Raw genomic sequence first — 25431 nt, 5'->3', positions numbered from 1 at the left:
GAATAACTATTTAGATGAATCATTGTTACGCATAAATTCAAATACGTTTCTTGTTTCCTCATCAGTCAGGTGCTGGTTGGGCATGCGAACCATGCAAACTGCCAGCATAGCCTGTGCATGAGGATCTTTGTCGATCATCTCGTCAGTGTTGGTGACGAAGTTCATGATCCATTCAGCGGATTTTTTCTTCGTAACACCTTTCCAGCCGGGTCCCACCAGCTTTTCGTCGGTTAGCTTATGGCAGGCGGCGCATTTTACTTCGTACACGGTTTTGCCTGCGGCAATCATTTTCTGATCTAATGTGGCACTGAGGGCTACATTCGTAAATTTCCCTGCCCCTTTGGTGGAATCGTACGCTGATGCAGAATTGGACCCCGCAAGACTATTGTCTTCAACTACAGGTGCCGGGGATTCCTCTTTGGGAGGTTGGCTGTTATTTGAGCAGGCCCAGGTCAGCCCCAGGAGCACTGCTGTGTAAACGTACTTTTTCATTTATTAAAGATTGTGTTCTGACAATTCCTGAGTACAACATTACGCTACTCAAAGGTGCGTGGATATGATCCAGATCATAAAAACGGTCTTGATGTTAATCATCAGAAAAACTGTTTTCAATCATTTATCGGGATGACGGGCAGGGCTAGCTTTGGAATAGTTAATAAAATCGTTCACAATGATTATCCACACCGACCTGCTGCGGGAATGGGGTGCCATCCGGTTAACAGCGGAAAAAGGCCGGGTTATCTTTACCGAGGGGGAAGAAGCGCATTATTACTACCAGATTGAATCGGGAGAAGTCCGGATGGTGAATACGAGCCTGAATGGGAAGGAGTTTATACAGGGGATATTTGTAGCAGGAGAGTCATTTGGAGAGCCGCCGCTATTTACGGGTATGGGTTATCCGGCAGCGGCTGTAGCTGATAGTGATAGTGTTATTTTACGATTGCCGAAGCCCACGTTTATCCGGTTGCTGAAAGAGAATCCGGAGATACATTATGCATTTACAACTTTGCTGGCGATGCGGTTGAGACAGAAGTCTATTTTGTCAAGGGAGATGACATGTAGTGAGCCGGCGGTATTGATAAGAGGGGTATTGAAACGGTATACGGTGCCAGAGTTATTGCAGGGAAGGTTACGGGTAACGTTGACAAGGCAGCAGATTGCGGATATGACAGGGTTGAGAGTGGAAACGGTGATAAGAACGATCAGGGGGATGTATAAAAAAGGAGATTTGTTGGTGAATAAGGGGAAGGTGTATGTGTAAAGACATATGGAGTGATTTTTCAACATTGCGATTTATTAAAGTGTATGTCTAAAACCATTAAGAAATGGGCATATTTGTCCCTGGTGAATTTACTGATAGTATCTATCCTTGGAGTGATACTAAGATATAAAGGCGCCTTTTCACTGCCAGTGCTGGATTATAAATATCTATTGCACGCGCATTCTCATTTCGCCTTTTCAGGATGGGTGACCACGATATTATTTACCTGTTTTGTTTATTTGATCCCTTATAGGAAAACATATGCTTACCAGTTCTGGCTGAACCAGGTAGCCAGTTTCGGCATGTTGGTCAGTTTTACGATACAGGGATATGGACCTGTGTCAATTGCGTTTTCGGCATTGTCTGTAGTATTTAGTTTTTGGTTTGCTATTGCATATCTGAATGATATTGCTGATATCAGTTTTCCTCCTTTGGTAAAGTCTTGTTTGCGGCTGGCGATTGCGTTTTTGTTAATTTCCAGTGTGGGGCCTTTCATGCTGGCGTTTGGCAAGGGGGATATGGTGTATTATAACAATGCTATTTACTTCTACCTGCATTTTCAATACAATGGTTGGTTCACCTTTGCAGTGATGGCATTGTTCTTTTGGGCGGCGCCGCGATTTCACATTTACCTGGCACCTAACTTCAGTAAGGTGTTTGTTATATTGATGGCGATTGCCTGTATACCGGCGTATTGTTTGTCTATGTTATGGTCTCATCCGGCAGGGTGGATTTATACAATCGCAGGGGCGGCAGGGCTGATACAGTTAGCGGCATTGGTGTTTTTAATACTGGCGGTACCGGTGATAAAGCATTTACATCCGTTGTGGGTATTGGCTTCACTGGCGTTTATCATTAAGATTGTATTGCAGGTGTTGACGTTGGTAACAGCCCTGGGAAGGTTTGCTTATGGGTTCAGACCGGTGGTGATAGGGTATTTGCATTTGGTAGTGTTAGGGTTTGTGAGCTTTTTGATTTTAGGGTTTTTGATATTGAATAAGTTGGTGAAGGGGAATAAGGTAGGGTTGGTGATATTTATTACGGGAGTGATTGCGAATGAGGTGATAATGATGACACAGTGTGTGATGGCTTACTTTTGGGGGAGTGGTACGCCGACGGTGGTGTATTGGTTGTTTGGTGCGGGCGTGGTGATGATGACGGGGATTGGGGTGATGGTGGCTAAGGGCAGATCCTATTAAATAAAGGGATCGTATCAAATTCTTTAAATGCATAGGTATAGAATATTGCTACAATTACAGAAGCAAGATTTCCCATTAAATAGTAGTCATTGAACTTATTGTTGTGGTTGCGCTGTTCTGCTTCCAATAACATCTGCCATTAAAATAAAATGTAATTGTTTTTTCATCTTATTTCACATTTAATGAAATCACCCAACTTATTTCACATTTAATGAAATAAAAATATAAATTTCACAATAAATGAAACGAATTAATTTTTACTTTTTGTCAATTTGTGTGGAATGAAATAAGGAAAAGTGGAACTTCCCATATTGTAGCTGCTGCGAAAAAATGGGATAAATGTCAAAGTAATATTACATCAACGAGATGTTTTGGGTCGGTCTCTCCACAAATCCTAACATCAGGTTTTACTTCCTTGTAGAATACAGCTACATCGTCACACTAGGTTTAGTTATTTTTACCTTCCCTTTTTTATTATGGATAGGAAAAAAATGGGCTATCCGTGTAAACTGGTTCTTAAGTGCGCTATTCCTTCTTCCTATTATACTAGTTCAAATCCGTTATCCTTCAGAAAAAACCTTGAAACTTATATAAAACAAGAAGACCCCAGTGCTGTCGACAATCCCGAAAGCTTCTGGGGGCTTGTATTGAGAAGAATAAATTTATGACACTAGCGCCAACATATGCTGCATCGCATCCGGCCCATGCAACACCTCCGTCTGCTCCAACGTCATCGCTGCTGTAGCCGACGCCCGCTCCCTCATCGCTCTCTCATACTTCGCAATCGCCGCAAGCATATCCTTCCCTTCCGTCAAACAACGACTCAACTCCAACGCATCCAGCATCGCCATATTCACTCCCTCTCCTGCATAAGGAGGCATCAAATGCGCCGCATCCCCCAACATTGTCAAATTAGCCTGCGCCTCCCAATCCTGGTCCAATGGCATACAATATTGCGGCCTTGGTATCACACCTCCTGACACATTCGCAATCAAACTTTCATATATAGGCGCCCATCCTTTGTACTCAGCCTTAAACCAATCCAACAGAGTACCATGTATCCCCCAATCCGCCGCAGATTGAAACCCTGCATAAAAAGACAACGTCCCATCTCCCTTCGCACTTACGATCAGCGTCTTACTATCCCCAAAGATGAACAACTTCCCTCCCTTCACCAATTCAACCATTTCAGGCACTTTTTCAGAGGCATCATACACACTTCCTTCTACCGCTGTCATCCCAACGAAAAACGGCTTTATCGGGGTTAAAAACGGCCTTATTTTAGAATTCGCCCCATCAGCACCCACCACAATATCCGCATACGCCGTCGTACCATTCTTAAATCGCAGTAACCACCCGGCTCCACTTCTCTCCATATCTGCAAACTGACTATCCCATACCACCGTATCATCAGCCAGTGATTCGAGGAGGATCTTTCGCAAAGGCCCCCTGTCTATCTCCGGCCTGTTTTCCTCTTTCTCCCCTGCATGCTCGTCCACTATGATATTCGCATCCTTATCCAATATCCTGATCTTATCAGCCCCCGGACGATAATTCGCCATAAACGCCGGTATTAACCCAGCCTCACGCAATGCCGCCAGACCTGACTCTTCATGCAAGTCTAAGGTCGCACCCTGCACCCTCGCATCCTTATTGATATCTCTCTCATATACTTTTACTGACGAGACACCCTTTACCTGCAATAGACGCGCTAGCGTCAATCCTCCAGGGCCTCCACCTACAATGGCTATTTTTTTCATAGAATTTCGTTTTTGACAAGACAAAGTTCTGTAACGGCATCCGCATAAAATAGCTACTTTTAAGCAAAAAATAGTCCTAATCAGTCAGAAATGATCTTCGAATTCAATTCTCATGAACGCATTGGCGCCCTGCGCGCCTTTGTGAAAGCTACCGGCAGCACTATCATAGCCAAAGGCCATATCGTGCTCCCTCCTTCCCTGGGCAATGGTTATATGAAAGGCTTTGACTTCGGCCCCAACCTCCGTATGATGCTCCATCATTACGAACTCAAAGAAGAACTGGTTTATAGAAGAAGCCGTATGGGAGAATCACCCGATACCCTCACCCTCGCCTTCCATAACACCCAACCCCGCAAAGGAGACATCCGCCTCCTCCCCGCCGTTCAGCTACCATCTCCCAACCTTCCCATGGAAGTCATTTTTCCCGCCAATACCCTCATCACTACCATCATGATCTCTATCGAAGGGGAACTACTGAAGGAATTGCTAAATAATCATTCTCTCTTACAACAACCCTCATACCTCTATGAAGAGATCATTTCTCCTGAGATTCAAAATGTAGCTGCCCACATTATTACTCCCCAGGCGCCTGCAGCATTATTAAATTTCTACCTCCGCCTCAAAGCTGAAGAGTTGATATACCTTTTCTTTGTAGATTTACAAAAACGGCAACACACCACTTCTTACGCACTGAATGGAGAAGATGTAAAAATCATTTATCGTGTAAGAAATGAAATTATAAAAGACCTGAGTATTACACCCGATGTCAAAGCACTGGCACTACAAGCCGGTATGAGTGAAAGTAAGATCCAACGGTTATTTAAACAGATCTTTGGGGATAGTATCTACAATTATTACCAGGCGCTGAGAATGAAGGAAGCTGCGTACCTGATTAAAGAACAACAACTATCAGTGTCGGAAACGGGGTACAAATTAGGATTTAGTAATCTCAGCCACTTTACAAGATTGTTTGAAAAACATATAGGGATGAAACCCAAGAAATACTCCTACACGAACTAAAATAAAAACGCCTATGCAAATTAAATCTTCGAACAAATTTATAGACCTATACCTCTTTACGATAGGCTTTACCATTATCTTCATCCTCATCGCTTTCCACATGCATAAATTCAGGTGGGTTGCGCTTATTCCGGGATTTGGCATTATACTCTGGCTGGTGGTATTAAAACACCGATTTGCTACCTCCATAGTAATAACCGACAATACCTTAACTGTAAAATACTTTCAGACGTTCAGAAAAAAACACGAATCCTTTCCCATCAGTAACTGCCAGTTTAACCTATACATGCATACGCGTTTATCAAGGAAAAATCCTTCGAAAAAAACCTACCGCTATGAACTGACTATCTCCACAGAAAATATAGTCAGATGGAAATTCTACACAGATGAAGGATTTCGCGTCGAAGACTTTCAAGCTTTATTACAAAAAACTACTCCATCCCAATGAATGCCTGCCAATTTAAACTGGGCAAATGCATCCTTCAGGATGGAGACTACTAAATTTTCATTTTATATTTCTACACAGCAAATCCCTGATAAAAAAATCAACGCTAAAACCTCCCCAGCAACTCCTTCATCAGCAAAACTCCATCACGCGAACCTCACCTACTCTCCCCTAGCAAATCCTCGGCAACTGCTCACCCGGCAAAAAATTCACCACCCTATGCCCACCTATCCTACTCTGCAACACCACCTTCCCCGCATGTTCCTTCGTCACCGTTCCAATGATCGCCGCCTGCTCTCCTCCCTTCATCCCTCTCAATACCCCCAACAATGTGGGCGCCACCGCCTCACTTACGATCGCTACCATGATCCCCTCATTCGCCACATACAACGGATCCAACCCCAACATCTCACAAGCCGCCGCCACCTGCTCATTCACTGGCAAACTATCCTCATTCATCATCACGCCCAGCTTCGTCGCCTCTGTCATTTCATTCAACACTGACGCCAATCCACCCCTTGTCGGATCCCGCAAAAACTTTATCTGCTCGCCAAAACAATCCAACAACTTTCCCACCATCTCATGCAATGGCCTTGTATCACTACACACCTCCGTCTCAAACTCCAATCCCTTCCTTACACTCATAATCGCCATCCCATGCGTCGCAATCTCCCCACTCACGATCACCACATCACCCGGCACAATCCTGTTATGATGAATAGCCGCCCTCGGATGTATATGTCCAATGCCCGATGTATTTACAAACAACTGATCTCCCTTTCCTCTCTCCACCACCTTCGTATCGCCTGTCACTATCGCCACTCCCGCTGCCTGTGCTGCCGCCTTAATATGCTGCAACACCTCTCTGAATAAAGAGATCTCCAACCCCTCTTCGATGATAAATGACAATGACAGATACCGCGCCATCGCCCCACACATCGCCAGATCATTGACCGTACCATTGATAGCCAGATCCCCAATATTCCCACCAGGGAAAAATAAAGGAGACACTACATAACTATCTGTACTAAAAGCCACCTTTCCATTCAATGAAAAAGTAGCCCCATCATGCTGCTGATCCAGCCAGTCATTTTGTAATAAATCAAACACCTCTGTTTGTAACAACTGATGTGTCATCAATCCACCACTACCATGACCCAGGGTAATGATTTCACCAACACCAGAAGAAGGTAAAGGACAAGTTAACTGCATACTGAACTTTTATATTGGTAATAAGCGGCACATGCCCCCTCGCTGCTCACCATCGGCGCCCCTAAAGGATGCTCTGGTCTGCACCTGCCTCCAAAGGCAGGACATTGAACCGGTTTTTTATGTCCCCGCATTATATCACCACTAATACAATCAGGGTCTTCCTTTCTTACAGGCAAGTGTATATTAAACTTTAACCTTGCATTATACTGTTTGTAAGCGTCCTTCACTTCATACCCACTATCTGGAATGTCTCCTATCCCTCTCCACATTCTATTGCTTACATCAAACACTTCATGGATCGCCTTCATCGCCATCGCATTTCCTTCACGGGCCACCATGCGTGCATACTGATTTTCTACTTTGTATGTACCTTTCTCCAACTGTGATACCGTCATCAATATCCCCTGCAGCAAATCTGCCGGTTCAAACCCTGTCACTACAATAGGTACTTTATATTTCAATGCAATCGGATCGTACGCTGTTGTACCCATAATGGTACATACATGTCCTGCGGCCAGAAAACCATCTATTACATTAGATGGATCACCTAATATCGCTTCCATCGCAGGCGGCACCAATACATGCGAAGAGAGGATGCTATAATTAGCAACACCCCTTGCCGCTGCCTGCACTACTGAAAGCGCATTCGCAGGTGCTGTCGTTTCAAAACCTACTGCAAAAAACACCACTTCCTTTGAAGGGTTATCAATTGCCAGCTGCACCGCCTCTAAAGGAGAATACAAGATCCGGACATCTGCCCCCGCTGCCTTTGCATGCAGTAAACTCTGCGATGATCCCGGCACTCTCAACATATCTCCAAATGAACAAAAGATCACATCCGGTAGCTGTGCCAGCCACAATGCCTCATCCAGTACGCTTACACTCGTTACACATACCGGACAACCCGGACCATGCACCATATTGATCTGGGGCGGCAACATATCGAGCAGACCATTCTTCACCAGACTATGCGTTTGTCCTCCACAGATTTCCATCAGTGTCCATGGCCGTGTTGTGACACGGTACAATTCATGCAGATATTTTTTTACCAGCTGTGGATCGCGATATTCACTGATGTATTTCATAACAATTCCTTCAGATCACAAATGTATTTACCGACTTACTTCTTTACAGGAAATAAAAAGATCTATCTCACAATAACTCCTCCAAATCTCCCATCTGCTCCAAATACGAGAAGATCTCCTTCGCCTCTTCCTCATTCACCACTCCAATAGCCACTCCCACATGCACCAACACATAGTCACCCAGCGCCGCTTCCGGCACCATACAAAGACTCACTTCTCTTGTTATGCCACTGAAAGAGACTTTGCCTTTTCTGAACAATGCATCTTCTCCTTCATGAATGGCGATGACTTTTCCCGGTATAGCCAGACACATAATTAATCGTTTTGTATACTAAAGCAAGCCAGTTGTCCGGCTGCTATACATTCATCATTTGGGGAGAGCATCCTGTGAAAGTGTCCCTGCATCATCCCTGATAACAAAGGACTCTGAAATACCCCGCCACTAAACGCCACCTTCTCTGTCTGAAAATGTCTTTTCAATTTCGTTACTAAATGTGCTAAAGAGTAATATACTTTATAAGCAATCTCCCGCTTATCCATGCCTCCCTCCATATCATCCATCACACCCAGTATCAAAGGTCGCCACTGTATCACTTCTCCATGAATCGGCATGTCATAATAAGTATGCGTTACTACATCACCAATACCCGCTTCCATCTTCATCACGGCTTCTCCTTCATATGTATTGATACCTGTTACGCCCAGTATCGCCGCCACTCCATCCAGCAAACGCCCCATACTACTGGTCTTTAACGCTATATGCCCGTGTAGCAACTGATGATAATACCGCCATTCCTGGTCAGTAAAATAATGCCTGATTATGCCGTGCCGTCCGGGGAAGTTTTGTAATAAAGCCAATGCCGACAACCGTGGTTCTTTGTTCATTTTGTCTCCCATTAACTGAGGAAAATAATCAAGGTGTCCCACCCGCTTCATCTGGCCTTCTTTATATACAAAAACTTCCCCACCCCATATCTGTTCATCTTCACCATAACCGGCACCATCCCATATAATGCCCAACACAGGATGCCGTTGCTGTAACAGGTTATTTTCTGCCAGTACAGCTCCAAAATGCGCTTTGTGATGCTGTATTGTCGTCAGTGTAGCGCCGGATGCCTCAGCCATTTGTTTGCCCAGTCTGGAAACAAAATAGCCTGGATGCATATCCGTCAGGATCTGTACTGGTCGTTTATGTAATAGTTGTAATAAGTTCTTTAATGTCTCTTCAAATCGCTCTTCTGTTTCCAGTGTACCATGGCTACCCAGGTACTGACTGATCAGCCAGTAGTCTTCGCCGGTCAATGCAAATGTGCTCTTTAATTCCGCCCCCATGGCGAGAACGCCATCTCTGCTATGCTTGTGTAAATACACTGGAGCCAGGCCCCGTCCTCCTCTCAGGATGATACGGCGCCCTTTCGATGTAAAGCAGATCACACTATCATCCTGTGGAAATACAATTTCTCTGTCAAAGCTCAGGACCAGGTCTGCTATTCCAACCGCATCCTCATCTTTGTAAATAATAGGCACACCATGACCATTTGCACTTGTGGCAATGAGTGGTTTCCCATATTTCGATGAAATTAATTGTAATAAAGGTGAATAAGGTAATATCACACCTAATCTGTCCAGTCCCGGCGCTAAGCCCTCAGCGGGCTTTTTGAGCTTACACAATACCACTGGCGCTACAGGTCCTAATAATTCAAGCGACTCCTGCGCAGTGAGGTATACATCTTCTGCAGCCCGCTCAAGTGATGGATATAATACTGCAAAAGGTTTTTGTGGTCTGTTTTTCTTAGCACGCATTACCGACGATTGCGACACATCGCACAGCAGCAAATAGCCGCCGATCCCTTTCACCGCGACAATGCCGCCTTTGCGCAGGCAATCATCTACTTCCTGTAATGAGGGCCCTGATACAGGCACACCACATTCAGGACAGGAATTCGTTTCGCTATGGAAACGCCTGTCAGCACTATTCAGGTATTCTTCATTGCAATCATCGCACTGCTGTAAGTGCGACATACTGGTATGCTCACGTTCATAAGGCAACGCCCGTATGATCGAATACCGTGGACCACAATTTGTACAGGTAGTAAATGCATATTGATAACGCCGGTTAGAACTATTATTCAGTTCCTGCCTGCAGGTATCGCAAAGTGCAATATCCGGCGTCAGTAAAAGACTGGTAGCTGAAGCAGCTGTACCAGGCAAAATCGTGAAGGTAGTAAAGGGAAACAATGGCGCTGGTCGCATATGGTGATGGGTAATCAGGGCATGTACGGGAGGTTGCGAAATAATAGTGTTATAAAAATGAGCTGCTTCTCCTGCCGAGGCGTTGAATGCAATATGGACCCCATCCGGACTATTGCTTACCGCTCCCAGTATATGCAGGTCTTTTGCTACCCGGGCCACGAATGGTCGGAAGCCAACTCCCTGTACACGACCGCTGATATGGATATGATACGAGTTCACGATTTTTTTGATTCCAGCCATTGATACCATTTATCCAGTCCCTCTCCTGATGTACAACTCAGCGTAATCACTTCCAGTTTTGGATTAATCCGCTTTGCATTGGCAATTGCCTTGTCAAGAGAAAAAGGGACATAGGGCAATAAATCTATTTTATTAATTATGCACAGATGAGATGTATGAAACATATCCGGATATTTCAACGGCTTGTCATCACCCTCTGTTACACTCATCACGACAACTCTTTCTTTCTCTCCCAGATCGAACATCGCAGGGCAAACCAGGTTGCCCACATTCTCTATAAATAATACACCATTATCATGCGGATGCATTCCCTGTAAGGCATGCATTACCATATGCGCATCCAGATGACAACCTTTACCAGTATTGATCTGAACTACTTTGGTTCCTGTGGCATGTATCCGGTCAGCATCACGGGTAGTTTGCTGATCTCCTTCAATTACGCTAAAACTCACTTGTTCTTTCAGGTCCGTCAATGTCCTTTCTAATAATGTCGTCTTTCCTGACCCCGGTGAGCTGACCAGATTGATCGCGAGTATGTTCTTTGCATCGAAAAAACCACGATTCCTTGCCGCCAATAAGTTATTCTCATATAAGACGTCCTTCTCTACAGCTATATGTTTTTCATCATGAGCATGAGAATGTGTATGAGTATGTGTATGTGTATCGCATCCACAAGTAGCGCACATAACTTTCAATTTAATAAATGATCAATGAACGTACCTTCAATTCCTTTCCCTGTGCAATTTGTATCAGGTGACTTCCGCATCCTGTACAGGCATCATATACTTCATTAATAGCAAATTCCTCCCCACACTCCAGGCACACGGCCTTTCCTTCGATCCGGTTTATGTCCAGCGTAGCGCTTTCAAGTAGTGTACCTTTGATCGCCTGTTTCCATGCCATATCAAAAGCAAATAGCTCGATCGTCGTGAGGCAACCAATATCCAGTGTTACCTCTTTGACGGGTGCCCCCTGTGCATATTCCGAGACTACATCAATGATGCCCATTACTATGGACAACTCATGCATTCCCCGTGTTTCTCTTTGCTCTTATTATTAATCCGACAGTCAGCAGTATCACCGGCCATGTAAACATAGCATGGTTCCATTCTGTAAAGTAGTGGATGATTGTAAAGCCTTCAGTCGTTCCATGACCGGGATGTGCCGACGCCATAAGTGGCAATAAAATGATTGAGAGTATTAGTGATCTTTTCATTGGGCTCGTTTGTACCCTCAAAGTAAAGATTGAATTGCCGCAAAAAGGGTAACTAGGATCAGTCTTATTTCTGATGGTTGTCATCTCCGGCCCCTGCCGTTTGCGGTAACTTCAATGACGATAAACATAAGCTCATGAGCCAGCCTTTAACGTATTACGACGAAATGAAAAACAAGGGCTACAGCCGGCGTGACTTCATGAAATTTGCCACTATGATGGCAGCCTTCATGGGGTTGGAACGGTCTGCAGTCGGCCAAATCGCTCAATCGATGGCCAGCAAGCCCAGAATACCGGTGATATGGTTACATTTCCAGGAATGTACCTGTTGCAGCGAAAGCTTTATCCGGTCCTCCCACCCTATTGTTGCCGATATTCTCCTGGACCAGATATCGCTTGACTACACAGAAACCCTGATGGCCGCGTCCGGTTTCCAGGCGGAAGAAGCGATGCACAATACCATGACCAAATATAAAGGAGAATACATCCTTTGTGTGGAAGGTAGTGTGCCTGTAGAAGCTGATGGTGTATACTGTATGATAGGGGGTAAAACCTCCATGCAGATCCTGGAAGAAGCCGCAGCCGGCGCCAAGGCAGTGATTGCCTGGGGTAGCTGTGCATGCAATGGTTGTGTACAGGCTGCAAAGCCGAACCCAACCGCTGCCACCCCTATTCACAAACTCGTGAAAGGGAAACCTATTATTAAGGTACCTGGCTGTCCGCCAATCGGCGAGGTAATGGCCGGGGTGATCGTTCACCTCGTCACCTTCGACCGTATTCCTCAACTGGATGCTTTGGGCAGACCAAAAGCTTTCTATAGCAAACGCATTCATGATACCTGCTATCGCAGACCATTCTTCGATGCCGGATTGTACGTGGAAAGTTTTGACGACGAAAACGCAAAGAAAGGATACTGTTTATATAAGGTAGGATGTAAAGGTCCGGTTACTTACAATGCCTGTGGTGTCACGAAATGGAATGGAGGTACCAGCTTCCCTATCCAGTCAGGCCATGGATGTATAGGATGTAGTGAAGAAAACTACTGGGACAACGGACGCTTGTACGAGCGCGCTTCTGCATTTGCTGGCTTTGGTATCGAAGCCACTGCCGATGTGGTAGGCGGCATCGCTCTCGGAGCTACCGCAGCCGGTGTATTGGGACATGCTGTGATGACGAACATCCGCAAAAAAGACAACATCCATATGTTGGAAGATGAAGGCAGAAAAGAAGAAAAAGAATTGGATCACTGAGAAATTCCACCATTATGAATAAAAGAATTGTCGTAGATCCTGTCACTAGGATTGAAGGACACCTTCGTATAGAAGCAGAAATTGAAAATGGGAAAATAAAAGATGCTTACAGTAGCGGTACCATGGTGCGCCTGCTGGAAGAAATACTCCGGAACCGTGATCCCCGCGATGCATGGGCTATTGTAGGCCGTGTATGCGGTGTGTGCACTTCTGTACACTCGCTCACCTCCGTAAGATCTGTAGAAGACGCTTTGAATATCACCGTCCCGCCCAACGCTGAACTGGTACGCAATATTATGTATTGCACGTCTTTTATGCATGATCACGTAGTCCATTTCTATCACCTCCATGCCATGGACTGGATTGATGTTGTGAATGCGCTCAAAGCTGATCCGCAACAGACATCTGCTCTTGCGCAGAAAATATCCAAATGGCCTAAAAGCTCTCCAGGTTATTTTAGTGACTTGCAAAAGAGAATTAAAAAACTTGTAGACAGTGGCCAGTTGGGTATTTTCTCCAATGGGTATTGGGGTCACCCCGCTTACAAACTACCTCCCGAAGTAAATCTGATTGGTCTGGCTCACTATCTCGAAGCACTGGAATGGCAGAAAGAAGTGGTGAAAGTACAGGCCGTATTTGGTGGTAAGAACCCACACCCTAACTACCTCGTAGGGGGTATGGCCTGCGCCATCGGTATGGACGATGTAAGCGGTATCAATGCAGAACGGTTGTCATTAGTAAAAAGAATTTTAGATGAAGCCAAAACGTTCATCGAACAGGTATATATTCCTGACCTGATGACCATTGCTTCTTATTATAAGGAATGGGGCAGCATCGGTGGCGGTCTGGGCAACTTTATGGTGTATGGCGATCTGCCATGGAATGGCTATCGCGATGTATCCTCTTACAAGTTCCCTCCTGGTGTGATTTTAAACAAAGACCTCAGCAAACTCTATGAGGTAGATTTACGCAACGATGGCGATGTACAGGAATTTATAACACATAGCTGGTACGAATACAAAGGGGGAAAAGATATTGGGTTGCATCCATGGAAAGGAGAAAGCAAGATCAGGTACACAGGTCCTAAGCCACCGTTCGAACACCTGGATATGACTCAGGCCTATAGCTATTTAAAAACACCCCGCTGGCAGGGACATGCTATGGAAGTAGGCCCGCTGGCACGTGTGCTGGTAGGCTATGCCAGAGGTCGCGAAGAATTTAAAGATGTTGTAGACAGAGCTTTGAAAACACTGGATATTCCTGCTACTGCACTCATCTCTACTTTAGGTCGTACAGCTGCAAGAGGTTTTGAAGCTTCACTGGTGTCTCAGTGGGCATTGGACTTCTACTATCAACTGGTAGATAATATCAAAAAAGGAGATACCCGTATGGCGAATATGGACATGTTCAACCCGGATACCTGGCCAAAGAAAGCCATTGGTGTAGGACATGCCGAAGCACCACGTGGTGCACTCGCCCACTGGATCAATATCGAAGATAAAAAGATCTCCAACTACCAGCTTGTAGTACCTACTACCTGGAATGCATCTCCACGCGACAGCAAAGGCCAGCTTTCTGCTTATGAATCTGCATTGGTGGGTACACCGGTGGCAGATGAAAAGCAACCGCTGGAAATACTGCGTACGGTGCATTCATTTGATCCATGCCTGGCATGTGCCGTGCACCTGTATGATGAACATGGTAATCATATCAACAGGGTGAGTGTATTAGAAGCATAAATGCGAACTTATGGCTAAGAAATATGTCCATATACACCGGCTCAGACGTGTGTATACATGGGAATTGCCGGTACGACTGTACCATTGGCTCAATGCATTGGTAATGGTGGCGCTCATCGTCACCGGCTTTTACATTTCCAATCCACTGGTGATCAGTAGTCACCAGGAGGCGTCGAACCGGTTTGTAATGGGATGGATGCGAGCTATCCATTTCATTGCAGCCTATGTTTTCTTCTTCAACTTTATCTTCCGTTTGTACTGGGGTTTTGTGGGTAATAAGTATGCTAACTGGAAGCAGTTTATCCCTACGGGAAAGTTCTTCTTTAAAGAGATCTGGCAGGTGTTGAAGATCGACATCTTACAACTCAAAGGAAAAGAGCACCTGAGTGTGGGACACAATGCACTGGCGGGGCTTATTTACTTCTTTACTTTCATTGCTTTTGGTATTCAATCACTCACCGGCTTTGGGTTGTATGCGTCTATGAGTAACTGGTGGTTCCCTAAATTATTTTCATGGGTACCGGCTATTCTGGGTGGAGATATTATGGTAAGACAGATTCATCACTGGACCATGTGGTTCTTTATATTGTTTGTGGTGATACATGTGTACCTGGTATTTTATCATGATTATGTGGAAGGACGTGGTGAGACGAGTAGTATGGTGGGTGGATGGAAATTTATTGAAGAAGAAGCATTTCAGAAAGATAAACAAACAGCTCCTGACAGAAGCATGTTAACAGATGAGAAAAAGTAAGACATTATTATTAGGAGTTGGGAATTATCTGATGGGGGATGAAGGCATCGGTGTGCATGTGGCACAACGGTTAGAGATATCGCAGGATATTCCGGGGATTGATGTAATTGATGGTGGAACCGGTGGGTTTCATTTGCTGGAATATTTTGAGCAATATGAAAGGGTGATATTGGTGGATGCGACTTTGGATGGGTTGAAGCCGGGAACGATCAGGTGTATTCAGCCAAAGTATGCGAGTGATTTTCCGCCGGAGATCAGTGCGCATGATATTGGGTTGAAGGATTTGGTGAGTGCGTTGCAGTTGTTGGGTAAGATGCCGGAGTTGTATTTGTTTGTGGTGAGTATTGAAAGTATACAACAGCAGGGGATGGAGTTGACGGAGGAGATTGAGGGGTGCATACCTTTGTTGTTAGAGGAGATAAGAAGTGTTGTTTAGTAAAAAGCCGGTCAATGTTTTGACCGGCTTTTGTTTTTATTTATTTTCTATTTTCCTTTTCAATTCTGCTACTTCCTGTTGTAATTTAAGATTCGCTTTGTGTTCTTCAATCAGGTACAAAGTCAGCTCTTCTATCTTTTGCATTTGTAATTTCTGCATTTCGGCGACGTCCAGTCCTTTTTCTGAAATTTCTTTCTCTGAGGGGATTTCAGGTAATCTGTGATTTGCCTGGATATGGGCTTCTACTTCTGCTAATGAAGGTAGTTTGTAACCGGGATTGAATACATAGTCTGCCCAACCGGATTGTGTAATTTGGAGTTTCTTTGCACCAATGGTACCTGCTACTGCGAGTTTAAAGTTTCCCGTTATTGTAGTACCGATCAGCAGATTTCCATTCTTATCCAACCGCATCTGTTCCGTACCATCATTTGTCAGGAAAGTTAGATACCCCCCAATCGTATTACTACCTTTATTAAAGATAATCCCACTATTCAAAAATGCTGCATATTTACTGATCAAACCAAACATTGGTATGTTAGTCCCCGAAGCACTATATGATTTCACGCCAAGATACGTACCATCTGCCACCGTATTGCCCGGAGCCAGCCTTCCTAATACCGAGGTCACCGTATCAGGCAACGTTGTGGCCACATCCAGTGAGGCCCTTGGATTCAGGGTACCTACTCCAAATTTGCCCGCACTGGTAGCAGTAATGCTATCCGGCAAGTACACCGTACCAGCATAGTTATTCCTGTAACTGACAGTCGTCACCGGACTTGCGTCCGTTATCAACGCAGAGTCAACAACCGTCCAGTTTGAAAAATTTTCCGCTGTCTCTGCAGTCAGCCCTTTCGCAAAAGCCCGTACATGGAAACGCAGATAATAACTTTTGTAATCCAGGAATATTGAAATTTTCCCATTCTCGTTTGCCAACGTAATGGGAGGATTTGATCCACCTGCCGTAGCAACAGAACTCTTATAAAAGACGTTATTAAAAACGTACCATGTCAGCGTCAGATTCAAGGGGGAACTTGTTGAATAATCAAATCCCTCTATAATTAGTGTTGGCATAGCAGAGCTGTTTGTAAAGGGAATATTTGTTTTAATCTTTGCCCCATAGGTAGGTGTCTGATTAATAGAAAAGGAACAAATATCCTCATAATACTGCGCATGCACTGACAATACCAAAGAACAGGTAAGGAATAAAACCAGTAAAAATGATCTCATAATAGAAGATTAAAAAGTAAAATGTGAAGATTGGGTTTACACTCCTTTTATTAATACGGGATAAATCTAATATAAATCGGCACTTTTGAATTAACTACTCACTATGACATGTTTTACAAATTTATCAATAAATAACAAAATCACAAGTTCAAAATTCAATGCCTTGCAAATTCCCCGAACAAAACATATCTTAGTCACGTGCTGTAAACGACACTAACCCAATTCCACGACTTACCTATCATTTTACATATTGAAAAAGCTTTCTATTCAAGAAGTACTCTTGTTTCCAAACAAAAACCCGTTCCATCATGAAAACACATTACCTAATCCCCCTGGTAATCCTGCTATCCGTACTTTCTGCACAGGCACAACGAAAACCGCCCCGTGTAGCCGGTAGTCCATTCACGTTATCTGCCGTACCCGATAGCCTCTTCGTCACCTCAGAGAACATGTCTACCTCTGAAAAGGTCGCCCTACAAACCCTGCAAGGCGTCATTGCCCAGACGAAACCAGAAATCCTGCGGGACACCTATGGTCACCGTACCCTGGTAGAAAACGCCGGTATTAAAACCAATACCACGTACTACAACAACTTCGCAGGTCTGCTGGCCCACTATGCCAACCGCCTGGCCGGTTACATCCTTTGTAACCCAAAAGACAAATCTACGAATGCAGCCATCTCACTGGCCGGTGTGATGAATGCTGTCGCCATTCCTACCGACATCGAATCTGAAGCCATCAATGCTGGCCTCACCAAACTACTGGATGTGACCACCCACGACGAAGCCTGGGTGCTCGCTAATTATGGTAGTCTCTTCAACAAGAACGTAGCTACCTACCAGCAAAGTTCTGATGACAGGGTCTACTTCATGGGCGACTTTTCCAGCTACAGCAAAGCTTTTCAGTTCTGGTCTGATACTGTCACCGGTGTGCTGGCCAACAATGTGTACAACCGCATGAACAAAGGCGCTGCCTATTTTGGCTGGGGGCCATCTGAGTACAATACCGTAGAGCAGTTATCCCTGCATACTGCTTTGATACTCCCATCTGACTGGGCGCCGAATATGTCTGCCCTCTCACAGGTCCCACCTAAAAAAGATGGCTTCCAACAAAAGCCGGCTATCAAACCATACGAGGTAGTACCGAATGTACACACCGTATGCTTTGTCATTACTGACGGCGATAACCTGCAATGGTTACTCGGCACTTCGGACAATACCAACAACTGGGCAAACCCTAACCGTGGCCACGTGAACCTCGGCTGGACCATCTCCCCTTCTTTGTCTGAAGCCGCACCGCTCATGTACGAGAAGTATGTTGACAACTGTCTCACTACGCCTGATGGTCGTAATGTGCTTATTGCAGGCCCTTCTGGCAGGGGCTACTTTTTCCCCGGTCGTGTGCCTGATGCCGACCTCACTACAGAATGTAACCTGCTCAATAAATACATGAAGCAGGCAGACCTCCGTATCGTGAATATCATCGATGCAGATGACAGTGATAACGATCCTACTCCTTACCTGAAGCAGGATAATATCGATGCACTTTTTTACTATAGCTACGGCGCCAACTACACAGGCAGAGCCGGACAAATAGACTGGTACAAAGATAAACCGTCTATCGGTGGCAGGTATACACTGTGGGGTACCTTGTCCTCCCCCGCTTCGCTGGCAAATACGCTCAATACAGCATCTACGAATATCAACTCACAGGATGGCTATAGCCTGATTTCTGTACACGTATGGGATAGAAGTGTAGATGATGTCATTGATTGTATCAACCGGCTGAACAGCAATGTACGTGTAGTAGCCCCTGATGAATTCGTGTGGCTCATCCGCAAAAATATCAAAGGATTAAATGTTGGACAAGGTAATGGATTGCGTGCTGACTTCTACAGCGGTTATCACCAGGATACACTCAGGTATACCCTGTTTAACCAGAACATAGATGCGGACTGGGCGAACCTTTCTCCCAACAGTCAATACCTGGGATATAATAATTTCTCTGTAAAATGGTCCGGACAAATTCAACCTTTGTATTCTGAAACGTATACCTTTTCCTGTTATTCCGATGATGGAGTGAAGCTCATTGTAAATGGACAAACCCTCATCAACGATTACGAAACACAGGGCGCTTATACCCGCACGGGCACTATTGCGCTCACAGCGGGTCAGAAATACAATATTGAATTACAATATGGAGAAGGTGTTGGTGATGCCTTCTGCCATCTCTCCTGGGAAAGCGCTTCACAGTCTAAACAGATCGTTCCGGCCGCGCAATTATTCAGCAGACCAGATACCAGCTCAGGACCGGTCACCTTATACCAGGATGTGAATTACACGGGCTTCCATGCAGGATTCAATATCGGAGCTTATAAATTATCCGGTCTGAATTTAAAGGGCATCAACAATGAAGAAGTCACTTCTGTAAAGATTGCCAAAGGTTACCAGGCAGTACTCTACTGGAATGACGAATTTGGTGGTGACAGTCTTGTTCTGACCCGTGATACGGCTTTCCTGAACAGCTGGAACGATAAACTCAGTTCTTTGCGGGTACGTGCTAACGGTGATCCTAACCTTACAGGTTCTTATACTTTAAGAAACGTAAAAAGCAACTACTACATGGATGTACGTGGTGGTCTTGGCGGCACAGGCAATGGTGCGAGTCTGCAATTATGGACGCCTACCGGTGCGGCAAACCAGACTTTTACTTTCAAACATATGGGCGATGGTATCTACTCCCTCACCGCGTATCACAGTGCCAAAGTACTGGATGTGGCCAATTCCAGCACGGCAGACAATGCATACATATGGCAATATACAGATCAACATGCCACGAATCAGCAATTCATTGCGATCGCTGCAGATAGTGGATATTACAAATTCATCAATGTACTAAGTGGAAAAGTGATCTCCATTGAAAATGAAAGTACGGCTGCCGAAGCACGATTGGTGCAAAGAGCAGATACCGGCCAGTTGTCATCCAGGTGGCAATTGTACAAAGGCGCCACTGTAGGTAATGGTAATGGCCTGACCGGTAACTATTACAATGGAATGAACTTCGATACCCTGAAACTATCCCGGATTGATCCGAATATCAATTTCGACTGGGGTGAAGGTGCACCTGCTCCGGGACTTACAATCGACCACACCTCTATTCGCTGGACGGGTAAGATTGAACCTCGCTACACGGATACATATACATTCTATATCACCAGTGATAATGGCAGACGTTTATGGATCAATAACCAGCTGGTGATAGACAAATGGATGAATGACTGGGACATTGAATATAGTGGCACGATTGCGTTGACGGCTGGCCAGCAGTACGACTTTAAGATGGAATACTTTGAAGACTATGGCGGAGCAAATGCAAAGCTGTCATGGTCAAGTAGCTCACAGGTAAAAGAAATCATTCCAACCAACCAGTTGTATACAACCGGTTTGACAGGCACAGCACGGGTAGCGGCGCTACAACCGGCTACTACGGCTACAAAAGTGATGATTTATCCAAACCCTACATCTAATGATGTACACCTGCAATTTAATGCTACACAGGCAAAGGTGACGATCTTTGATTTACTGGGCAGACAGGTGATGCCGGCAAGACCGGTGCAATCAGGAGAAACGTTGAATATATCTGCATTACCGCAGGGTGCTTATCTGATTACTATTGATGCGAATGGTACACGAACGACAAAAACGGTCGTAAAGAAATAGTTTAAAAAAAAGGGGTGGTGAGACGACTAATAATTTCCATCAGTCCCTAAAAAAGACAGGCTGTATCGAATTTTTGATACAGCCCGTCTTTTTCTAAAAAAATGACTTCTCAACAAAGCCACCAACTTAAATACACCTGACATTTGTACAAAAACAACAATGCAACAGGTACTCGTCACCGGTGGCACAGGATTCGTAGCAAGTCACTGTATATTGCAACTCTTACAGCAAGGATATCAGGTAAAAACCACCATCCGCACACCTGATAAAAAAAACAAAGTACAGGATATGCTCCGTACCGGTGGCATTACAGACTTTCAGCATATTCAATTCATAGTAGCCGACCTTACCTCCGATTCGAACTGGTCATTAGCAGTAGCGGACTGTGAATATGTTTTGCACGTCGCCTCTCCTATCTTCCTGCGTGTACCCAAAGACCCTGACGAAATGATCCGCCCTGCTGTGGATGGTACTCTCCGTGTGCTGAAAGCAGCCAGAGAGGGGGGTGTAAAACGGGTAGTCATGACCAGCAATTTCGGTGCGGTAGGATATAGTCACAAAGACCCCACTACATTGATCACAGAGCAGGATTATACAGATCCTAATGAAAAGGGGCTCTCTGCTTACAATAAATCAAAGGTGATGGCAGAAATGGCTGCCTGGCAATTTATTCGTACGCAAGGGAATGGTCTTGAGTTTTGTACGGTGAATCCGATGGGGATTTTTGGTCCTTCATTGGGGCCTGACCTTTCCAGTGGTTTTGAATTATTACGCAATATTATGAATGGCGAAATGAAAGCCATTCCGAATATGGTACTCGGTATTGTGGATGTACGGGATGTGGCAGATTTGCATATCAGGGCTATGACCAGTGCGCAGGCCAATGGAGAAAGGTTCCTGGCATTAGCGGGTGGAACCATGAGCCTGTTGCAGATTGCGCAGTTCATAAAAGATAAAATGCCTGCTGTGGGGGTTAAAATATCTACAAAACCATTAGCTGACTGGAAAGTAAAAATCGCTGCGCTATTGGGTAATCAAAAAGCAAAAGCAGTAGCACCGTTATTGGGCATTAACCGTAATGCCAGCAATCAAAAAGCGAAAACGGTTTTAGGCTGGGCTCCCCGCAGTAATGAAACTGCTGTATTAGCGGCGGCAGAAAGCCTGATTAAATATGGTGCAATTCAGTAAATTTGGTCATGCTCATGAAAATCGATCAGATCAAGTCCTGCTACATTGGTCCTCATATTTCACCGGAAGCATTTATTGCGGAACATATTTTTATTTATTTACTGAAGGGAAAGATGGAGGGATATGATGGGCATAAAAGCTATACGCTATTGCCCGGACAGTATTGTATTGTCCGCAGGAATCATCTCGCGAGGTATAATAAACAAAGAGACGAGGGTGTATTTGAAAAGATTGTTGTCATTTTTGACGAAGCATTTCTGAAAGCGTATTCGAAAAAGCATGGGGTGAATAATAGGAGTTATGTATCCGATGATGTATTTATTCATTTGAACAAAACGGATCTTATCCCTCAATTGTTTTTACAACAGGAGAATGATTCGACAAGGGAACGGTTATTAAGTATTCTATTAAAAGCCAATCCTGGTGTAGAAAATATTCTCTTTGACTTTGGTACGCCTTCTAAAATAGATCTGGAAAGTTACATGAACAGGAACTTTCGGTTCAATGTTGCGGTTCAGCGATTTGCTTATCTCACAGGCAGGAGTCTGACAGCATTCAAGCAGGATTTCAAAAGAGTATTTAATGATACACCTGGTCGCTGGCTGGTACAGAAGCGATTGAAAGAAGCGTATTTTTTAATAGACAAACAAGGGCAGCGGCCTTCGGATGTATACCTGGAAGTTGGGTTTGAAGACTTATCGCACTTTAGTTATGCGTTCAAGAAGTTATTTGGTTTCCCACCTACACAATTGAGGAAGTGATCTGGTGGATACGGGGATCCTCTCCGGAATCATAGTTATTACCCAGGTATTCATTAAGCGGTTTGTCAGTTTTAGGTTTCACTTCTGCAATGAGTGGCATGGCGTAGGCAGTCATGACTTTTGAGGGAGGTTGCTTCAAACAGGATACTACCTGTAACAGGGGAATGGGTAGTTTAGTCGGCAGAACCGAAATGCCCGACCCATTATGCCTGTCAGTTAGCAGATCATGCTTTAAAAACCCCTACAGTTCCGGGGAATTAGGTAAAAAATTACTTTATCATAAAAAACAATTCAAAAAAAAAATCATGTCCCGAACTTTTTTTTATGGATTCTGTTATATTTTCCATATAATTGGTCTTTCGACTAATATTTCAAATTGGGGACGAATAATAATATCATACTATACTCAGAGGACAACGTTTATTTTACTCTTATATCTATTATATTTAAACGTACTTTATAAACGCCTGTAAGCGCACACAGGTCTATGATGAACTAATTCACATAACTGCTATTTATGTCAGTTTTTCAACTGAATAATGGATATTCTTTGGGCACACTTGAAATAAAAGAGTTTGCAAGCGATCTGTCATCATATGGTATACCTTACCAGGAATGTGAGCATTGGCTGGAGGTAGGCAATTGTGAATTGCGGAATAATTTCACGCTGTATATCTCAGTGCTTTCGCAACATGCCCAATCATTATTACATCAGGTAATCCCTGTATTGAACCTGCATGCTGTATCGTACCGGTTGCTGAAAAACGACAGACTGGTGGATCAGAGTAATGGATTGACCATGGGTATAAAAGAAGCGGGCAAGATCATCATGATCTATCCAAAGCATGCGAAACAGGCGATGCAACTGGTCCGCGAACTCGAAAGCGTGACAAGCACCTTTCAGGGTATTACACCATATGACAGTCTTCGGTTAGGCAAGGTGTTATATACAGCATTGGATACCGAAATCAGGTACCATATACCTGCGGCCTACCGGAATAAGCGGCGCAAGGGGATTATCGGGAAATATTATATACCGACAAAGTTATTACGGTTTAACCCCAAGGGGGATATCTATTTGGGGGTGAATATAAAGCAGTTTGTATTTTCACATTGTATCATTAAGCAGGCGAGAGCAGGGTCATTTATAGATAGGTATGGGCGGGAATCGGCGCATAAGTTATTCTGGCAAAAATCAGTACTGGAAGCCGTACAACATGCATTGCCCGTACCACAGGTCATAGATTTTTGCAGTAAGGGGGAAGATCATTATTTAGTGACGAGTTATATAAACGGACAAGTATTGCCGGAGCGATTGAAAGATGTGTACAGGGATCGCATCTGGCGTGATTTGGGGTTAGCTGACAAAGTAAAGATCTTAAGTTATTTTTTGCAGATAACGGAAATCCTCAAACGATTACATGAGCTTGGATATTTACACAGAGATGTTCAGATTAATAATTTTATAATCAAGGAAGATAAAGTATACCTGCTGGATTTTGAGTTAGCGTATTATATGCCGGCGGGTACACCCGATCCACCGTTTGGCTATGGAACGGCGATGTTTATGTCGCCACAGCAAAGGCTGAGTGAGCAGCCGGATCCGGCGGATGATATTTATTCAATTGGTGTTGTATTAGCATTTATGATTTTGAATCCTGGAGATCAGGAGAGTTTTTCAGGAAATATTTATAATGCGCTGGTAAATGCAGGATTAGAAGCAGTTTTATTAGATGTAGTTACTAATTGCCTGGACCCTGATCCTGCCAACAGACCGACTCTTTCCTCAATAATAACCTTATTAAAGACAGGCGTCATACCGGAGAAGATAGAACTGGTATAAATAAAGACTATGAAAACTAGAACGCTGTTCTTTAATGCAGTAAGTTTACTGTTTATTACTATGTTTGTGTACGCTGCTGTAAGCAAGTGGATGGAATTTAATGTATTTGTTTCCCAGATGCATAAACAGCCGTTTCCTTCCCAGTTTTTGCCCCTGCTGGTATGGGGAATCCCTTTGACCGAGTTATGTGTATCATTGCTGTTGATGTTGGAGAAGACCCGATTTACGGGACTGAAGATTGCGACGGGTATGATGATACTTTTTACGGGGTATATTATCCTAATAAAGTTAAGATATTTTGGGGAGATCCCCTGCTCATGTGGCGGCGCCATCGTTCAGTTCACGTGGGTACAACATTTGTATTTTAATTTGTTTTTTGTTATAATTGGACTAGTTGCTATCCTATTGTTTAGGAAGATTAATATATTCTCCCGGTAACCAATAAAAGTGTATTAGATTGGAATGACTATCACGGTCTGGATTTCGGTTCGGATAGGGATGGGTATGTCTGATACTAATTACAGCTTGACGTTTTTCTGTCACTTTTAAACATTTAATCTTATGAACAAAATGAAATTAGCATTCGCAGCGCTGGCTGCTTTAATTGGTGTGGGAGCAGCATATGCGACTAAAATCAAACCCGATGTAAGAGCAGAGAATCATTATTGGATTACTATTGGAGGAACTACAGTATTATATGGGACGACGGCACAGGCTGAATTAAATTGCCCGGGCTCAGGCATTACCTGTTTAAAAGCCTTAGACAATCCCAATCTTGTAGCAACCAGAACAAATTAATAAGGGACTTACAAAAAGAGCGTGTATC

At 44.2% G+C, this 25431-nt stretch carries 24 protein-coding genes; 13 read left to right on the top strand and 11 right to left on the bottom strand.

Features of this window, described 5'->3' with window-relative positions; genetic code table 11:
* Window positions 1-6: 6 nt before the first annotated feature.
* Complete coding sequence (locus tag SIO70_RS14220; protein WP_320581522.1) at window positions 7-492, bottom strand: cytochrome c; 486 nt, start codon at window positions 490-492, stop codon at window positions 7-9.
* A 178-nt stretch (window positions 493-670) separates the two neighbouring features.
* Here SIO70_RS14220 and SIO70_RS14215 point away from each other — a divergent pair, with 178 nt between their 5' ends.
* Both SIO70_RS14215 and SIO70_RS14210 read left to right on the top strand, forming a co-directional pair.
* Window positions 671-1261 carry a Crp/Fnr family transcriptional regulator gene (locus SIO70_RS14215; protein ID WP_320581521.1) on the top strand — a complete coding sequence of 197 codons (591 nt, stop codon included), beginning with the start codon at window positions 671-673 and terminating at the stop codon, window positions 1259-1261.
* A 44-nt stretch (window positions 1262-1305) separates the two neighbouring features.
* Window positions 1306-2460, top strand: a complete 1155-nt coding sequence (locus SIO70_RS14210; protein ID WP_320581520.1) for a hypothetical protein — start codon at window positions 1306-1308, stop codon at window positions 2458-2460.
* A gap of 662 nt (window positions 2461-3122) precedes the next feature.
* On the opposite strand, the gene SIO70_RS14205 is transcribed toward SIO70_RS14210, so the two are convergent.
* Window positions 3123-4220 carry an NAD(P)/FAD-dependent oxidoreductase gene (locus SIO70_RS14205; RefSeq protein WP_320581519.1) on the bottom strand — a complete coding sequence of 366 codons (1098 nt, stop codon included), beginning with the start codon at window positions 4218-4220 and terminating at the stop codon, window positions 3123-3125.
* 90 nt (window positions 4221-4310) lie between these two features.
* Between SIO70_RS14205 and SIO70_RS14200 the strand changes: the two genes are divergently transcribed.
* Complete coding sequence (locus SIO70_RS14200) at window positions 4311-5240, top strand: AraC family transcriptional regulator (RefSeq protein ID WP_320581518.1); 930 nt, start codon at window positions 4311-4313, stop codon at window positions 5238-5240.
* Between the two features lie 616 nt (window positions 5241-5856).
* Here the strand turns inward: SIO70_RS14200 and hypE are convergent.
* The 7 genes from hypE to SIO70_RS14165 form a co-directional block, all read right to left on the bottom strand.
* Window positions 5857-6897, bottom strand: a complete 1041-nt coding sequence (gene hypE / locus SIO70_RS14195) for a hydrogenase expression/formation protein HypE (RefSeq protein ID WP_320581517.1) — start codon at window positions 6895-6897, stop codon at window positions 5857-5859.
* Window positions 6888-7982 (bottom strand): hydrogenase formation protein HypD, encoded by a 1095-nt coding sequence (gene hypD, locus SIO70_RS14190; RefSeq protein ID WP_320581516.1) that lies wholly within the window; start codon window positions 7980-7982, stop codon window positions 6888-6890. Before hypD ends, hypE begins: the two co-directional genes overlap by 10 nt.
* Before the next feature lie 67 nt (window positions 7983-8049).
* On the bottom strand, window positions 8050-8295 hold the full coding sequence (locus SIO70_RS14185) for a HypC/HybG/HupF family hydrogenase formation chaperone (protein WP_320581515.1): 246 nt from the start codon (window positions 8293-8295) through the stop codon (window positions 8050-8052).
* A 2-nt stretch (window positions 8296-8297) separates the two neighbouring features.
* The gene (gene hypF, locus SIO70_RS14180; RefSeq protein WP_320581514.1) at window positions 8298-10475 is read right to left on the bottom strand and encodes a carbamoyltransferase HypF; all 2178 of its coding nucleotides are present in this window, start codon (window positions 10473-10475) and stop codon (window positions 8298-8300) included.
* Window positions 10451-11161: a hydrogenase nickel incorporation protein HypB gene (gene hypB / locus SIO70_RS14175; RefSeq protein ID WP_320581513.1), complete on the bottom strand. Its 711-nt coding sequence runs from the start codon at window positions 11159-11161 to the stop codon at window positions 10451-10453. Before hypB ends, hypF begins: the two co-directional genes overlap by 25 nt.
* Before the next feature lie 10 nt (window positions 11162-11171).
* On the bottom strand, window positions 11172-11504 hold the full coding sequence (locus SIO70_RS14170) for a hydrogenase maturation nickel metallochaperone HypA (RefSeq protein ID WP_320581512.1): 333 nt from the start codon (window positions 11502-11504) through the stop codon (window positions 11172-11174).
* A complete protein-coding gene (locus SIO70_RS14165; protein ID WP_320581511.1) occupies window positions 11497-11691 on the bottom strand; it encodes a hypothetical protein in 195 nt (64 codons plus the stop codon). The genes SIO70_RS14170 and SIO70_RS14165 overlap by 8 nt, the downstream gene beginning before the upstream one ends.
* 134 nt (window positions 11692-11825) lie before the next feature.
* On the opposite strand from SIO70_RS14165, the gene SIO70_RS14160 reads away from it, so the two are divergent.
* Genes SIO70_RS14160 through SIO70_RS14145 form a run of 4 tightly spaced genes read left to right on the top strand, consistent with a single transcriptional unit; the run spans window position 11826 to window position 15867 of the window.
* On the top strand, window positions 11826-12938 hold the full coding sequence (locus SIO70_RS14160; protein WP_320581510.1) for a hydrogenase small subunit: 1113 nt from the start codon (window positions 11826-11828) through the stop codon (window positions 12936-12938).
* A 14-nt stretch (window positions 12939-12952) separates the two neighbouring features.
* The gene (locus SIO70_RS14155; RefSeq protein ID WP_320581509.1) at window positions 12953-14677 is read left to right on the top strand and encodes a nickel-dependent hydrogenase large subunit; all 1725 of its coding nucleotides are present in this window, start codon (window positions 12953-12955) and stop codon (window positions 14675-14677) included.
* A 10-nt stretch (window positions 14678-14687) separates the two neighbouring features.
* Window positions 14688-15431 (top strand): Ni/Fe-hydrogenase, b-type cytochrome subunit, encoded by a 744-nt coding sequence (gene cybH / locus SIO70_RS14150; RefSeq protein WP_320581508.1) that lies wholly within the window; start codon window positions 14688-14690, stop codon window positions 15429-15431.
* Window positions 15418-15867, top strand: a complete 450-nt coding sequence (locus tag SIO70_RS14145; protein ID WP_320581507.1) for a hydrogenase maturation protease — start codon at window positions 15418-15420, stop codon at window positions 15865-15867. Before cybH ends, SIO70_RS14145 begins: the two co-directional genes overlap by 14 nt.
* A gap of 36 nt (window positions 15868-15903) precedes the next feature.
* Here SIO70_RS14145 and SIO70_RS14140 read toward each other — a convergent pair whose 3' ends face one another.
* Window positions 15904-17094: a hypothetical protein gene (locus tag SIO70_RS14140; RefSeq protein WP_320581506.1), complete on the bottom strand. Its 1191-nt coding sequence runs from the start codon at window positions 17092-17094 to the stop codon at window positions 15904-15906.
* 308 nt (window positions 17095-17402) lie between these two features.
* Between SIO70_RS14140 and SIO70_RS14135 the strand changes: the two genes are divergently transcribed.
* The 3 genes from SIO70_RS14135 to SIO70_RS14125 all read left to right on the top strand — a co-directional run bounded on the left by SIO70_RS14135 (window position 17403) and on the right by SIO70_RS14125 (window position 22762).
* A complete protein-coding gene (locus SIO70_RS14135; protein WP_320581505.1) occupies window positions 17403-20813 on the top strand; it encodes a PA14 domain-containing protein in 3411 nt (1136 codons plus the stop codon).
* Window positions 20814-20972: 159 nt separating this feature from the next.
* Window positions 20973-22001: an aldehyde reductase gene (locus SIO70_RS14130; RefSeq protein ID WP_320581504.1), complete on the top strand. Its 1029-nt coding sequence runs from the start codon at window positions 20973-20975 to the stop codon at window positions 21999-22001.
* A 14-nt stretch (window positions 22002-22015) separates the two neighbouring features.
* Complete coding sequence (locus SIO70_RS14125) at window positions 22016-22762, top strand: AraC family transcriptional regulator (protein ID WP_320581503.1); 747 nt, start codon at window positions 22016-22018, stop codon at window positions 22760-22762.
* On the opposite strand, the gene SIO70_RS14120 is transcribed toward SIO70_RS14125, so the two are convergent.
* Window positions 22743-22877, bottom strand: coding sequence for a hypothetical protein (locus SIO70_RS14120; protein ID WP_320581502.1), 135 nt, complete (start codon window positions 22875-22877; stop codon window positions 22743-22745). The genes SIO70_RS14125 and SIO70_RS14120 overlap by 20 nt on opposite strands.
* Before the next feature lie 402 nt (window positions 22878-23279).
* On the opposite strand from SIO70_RS14120, the gene SIO70_RS14115 reads away from it, so the two are divergent.
* The 3 genes from SIO70_RS14115 (at window position 23280) to SIO70_RS14110 (ending at window position 25403) form a co-directional block, all read left to right on the top strand.
* A complete protein-coding gene (locus tag SIO70_RS14115) occupies window positions 23280-24605 on the top strand; it encodes a serine/threonine protein kinase (protein ID WP_320581501.1) in 1326 nt (441 codons plus the stop codon).
* A 9-nt stretch (window positions 24606-24614) separates the two neighbouring features.
* A complete protein-coding gene (locus SIO70_RS33410; RefSeq protein WP_414017919.1) occupies window positions 24615-25043 on the top strand; it encodes a MauE/DoxX family redox-associated membrane protein in 429 nt (142 codons plus the stop codon).
* A gap of 123 nt (window positions 25044-25166) precedes the next feature.
* Window positions 25167-25403: a hypothetical protein gene (locus SIO70_RS14110; protein ID WP_320581500.1), complete on the top strand. Its 237-nt coding sequence runs from the start codon at window positions 25167-25169 to the stop codon at window positions 25401-25403.
* Window positions 25404-25431: the final 28 nt, after the last annotated feature.

Origin of the sequence: Chitinophaga sancti (assembly GCF_034087045.1) — a bacterium.
Lineage (GTDB): Bacteria > Bacteroidota > Bacteroidia > Chitinophagales > Chitinophagaceae > Chitinophaga > Chitinophaga sancti_B.
This window is presented reverse-complemented; position numbering and strand designations above follow the sequence as displayed.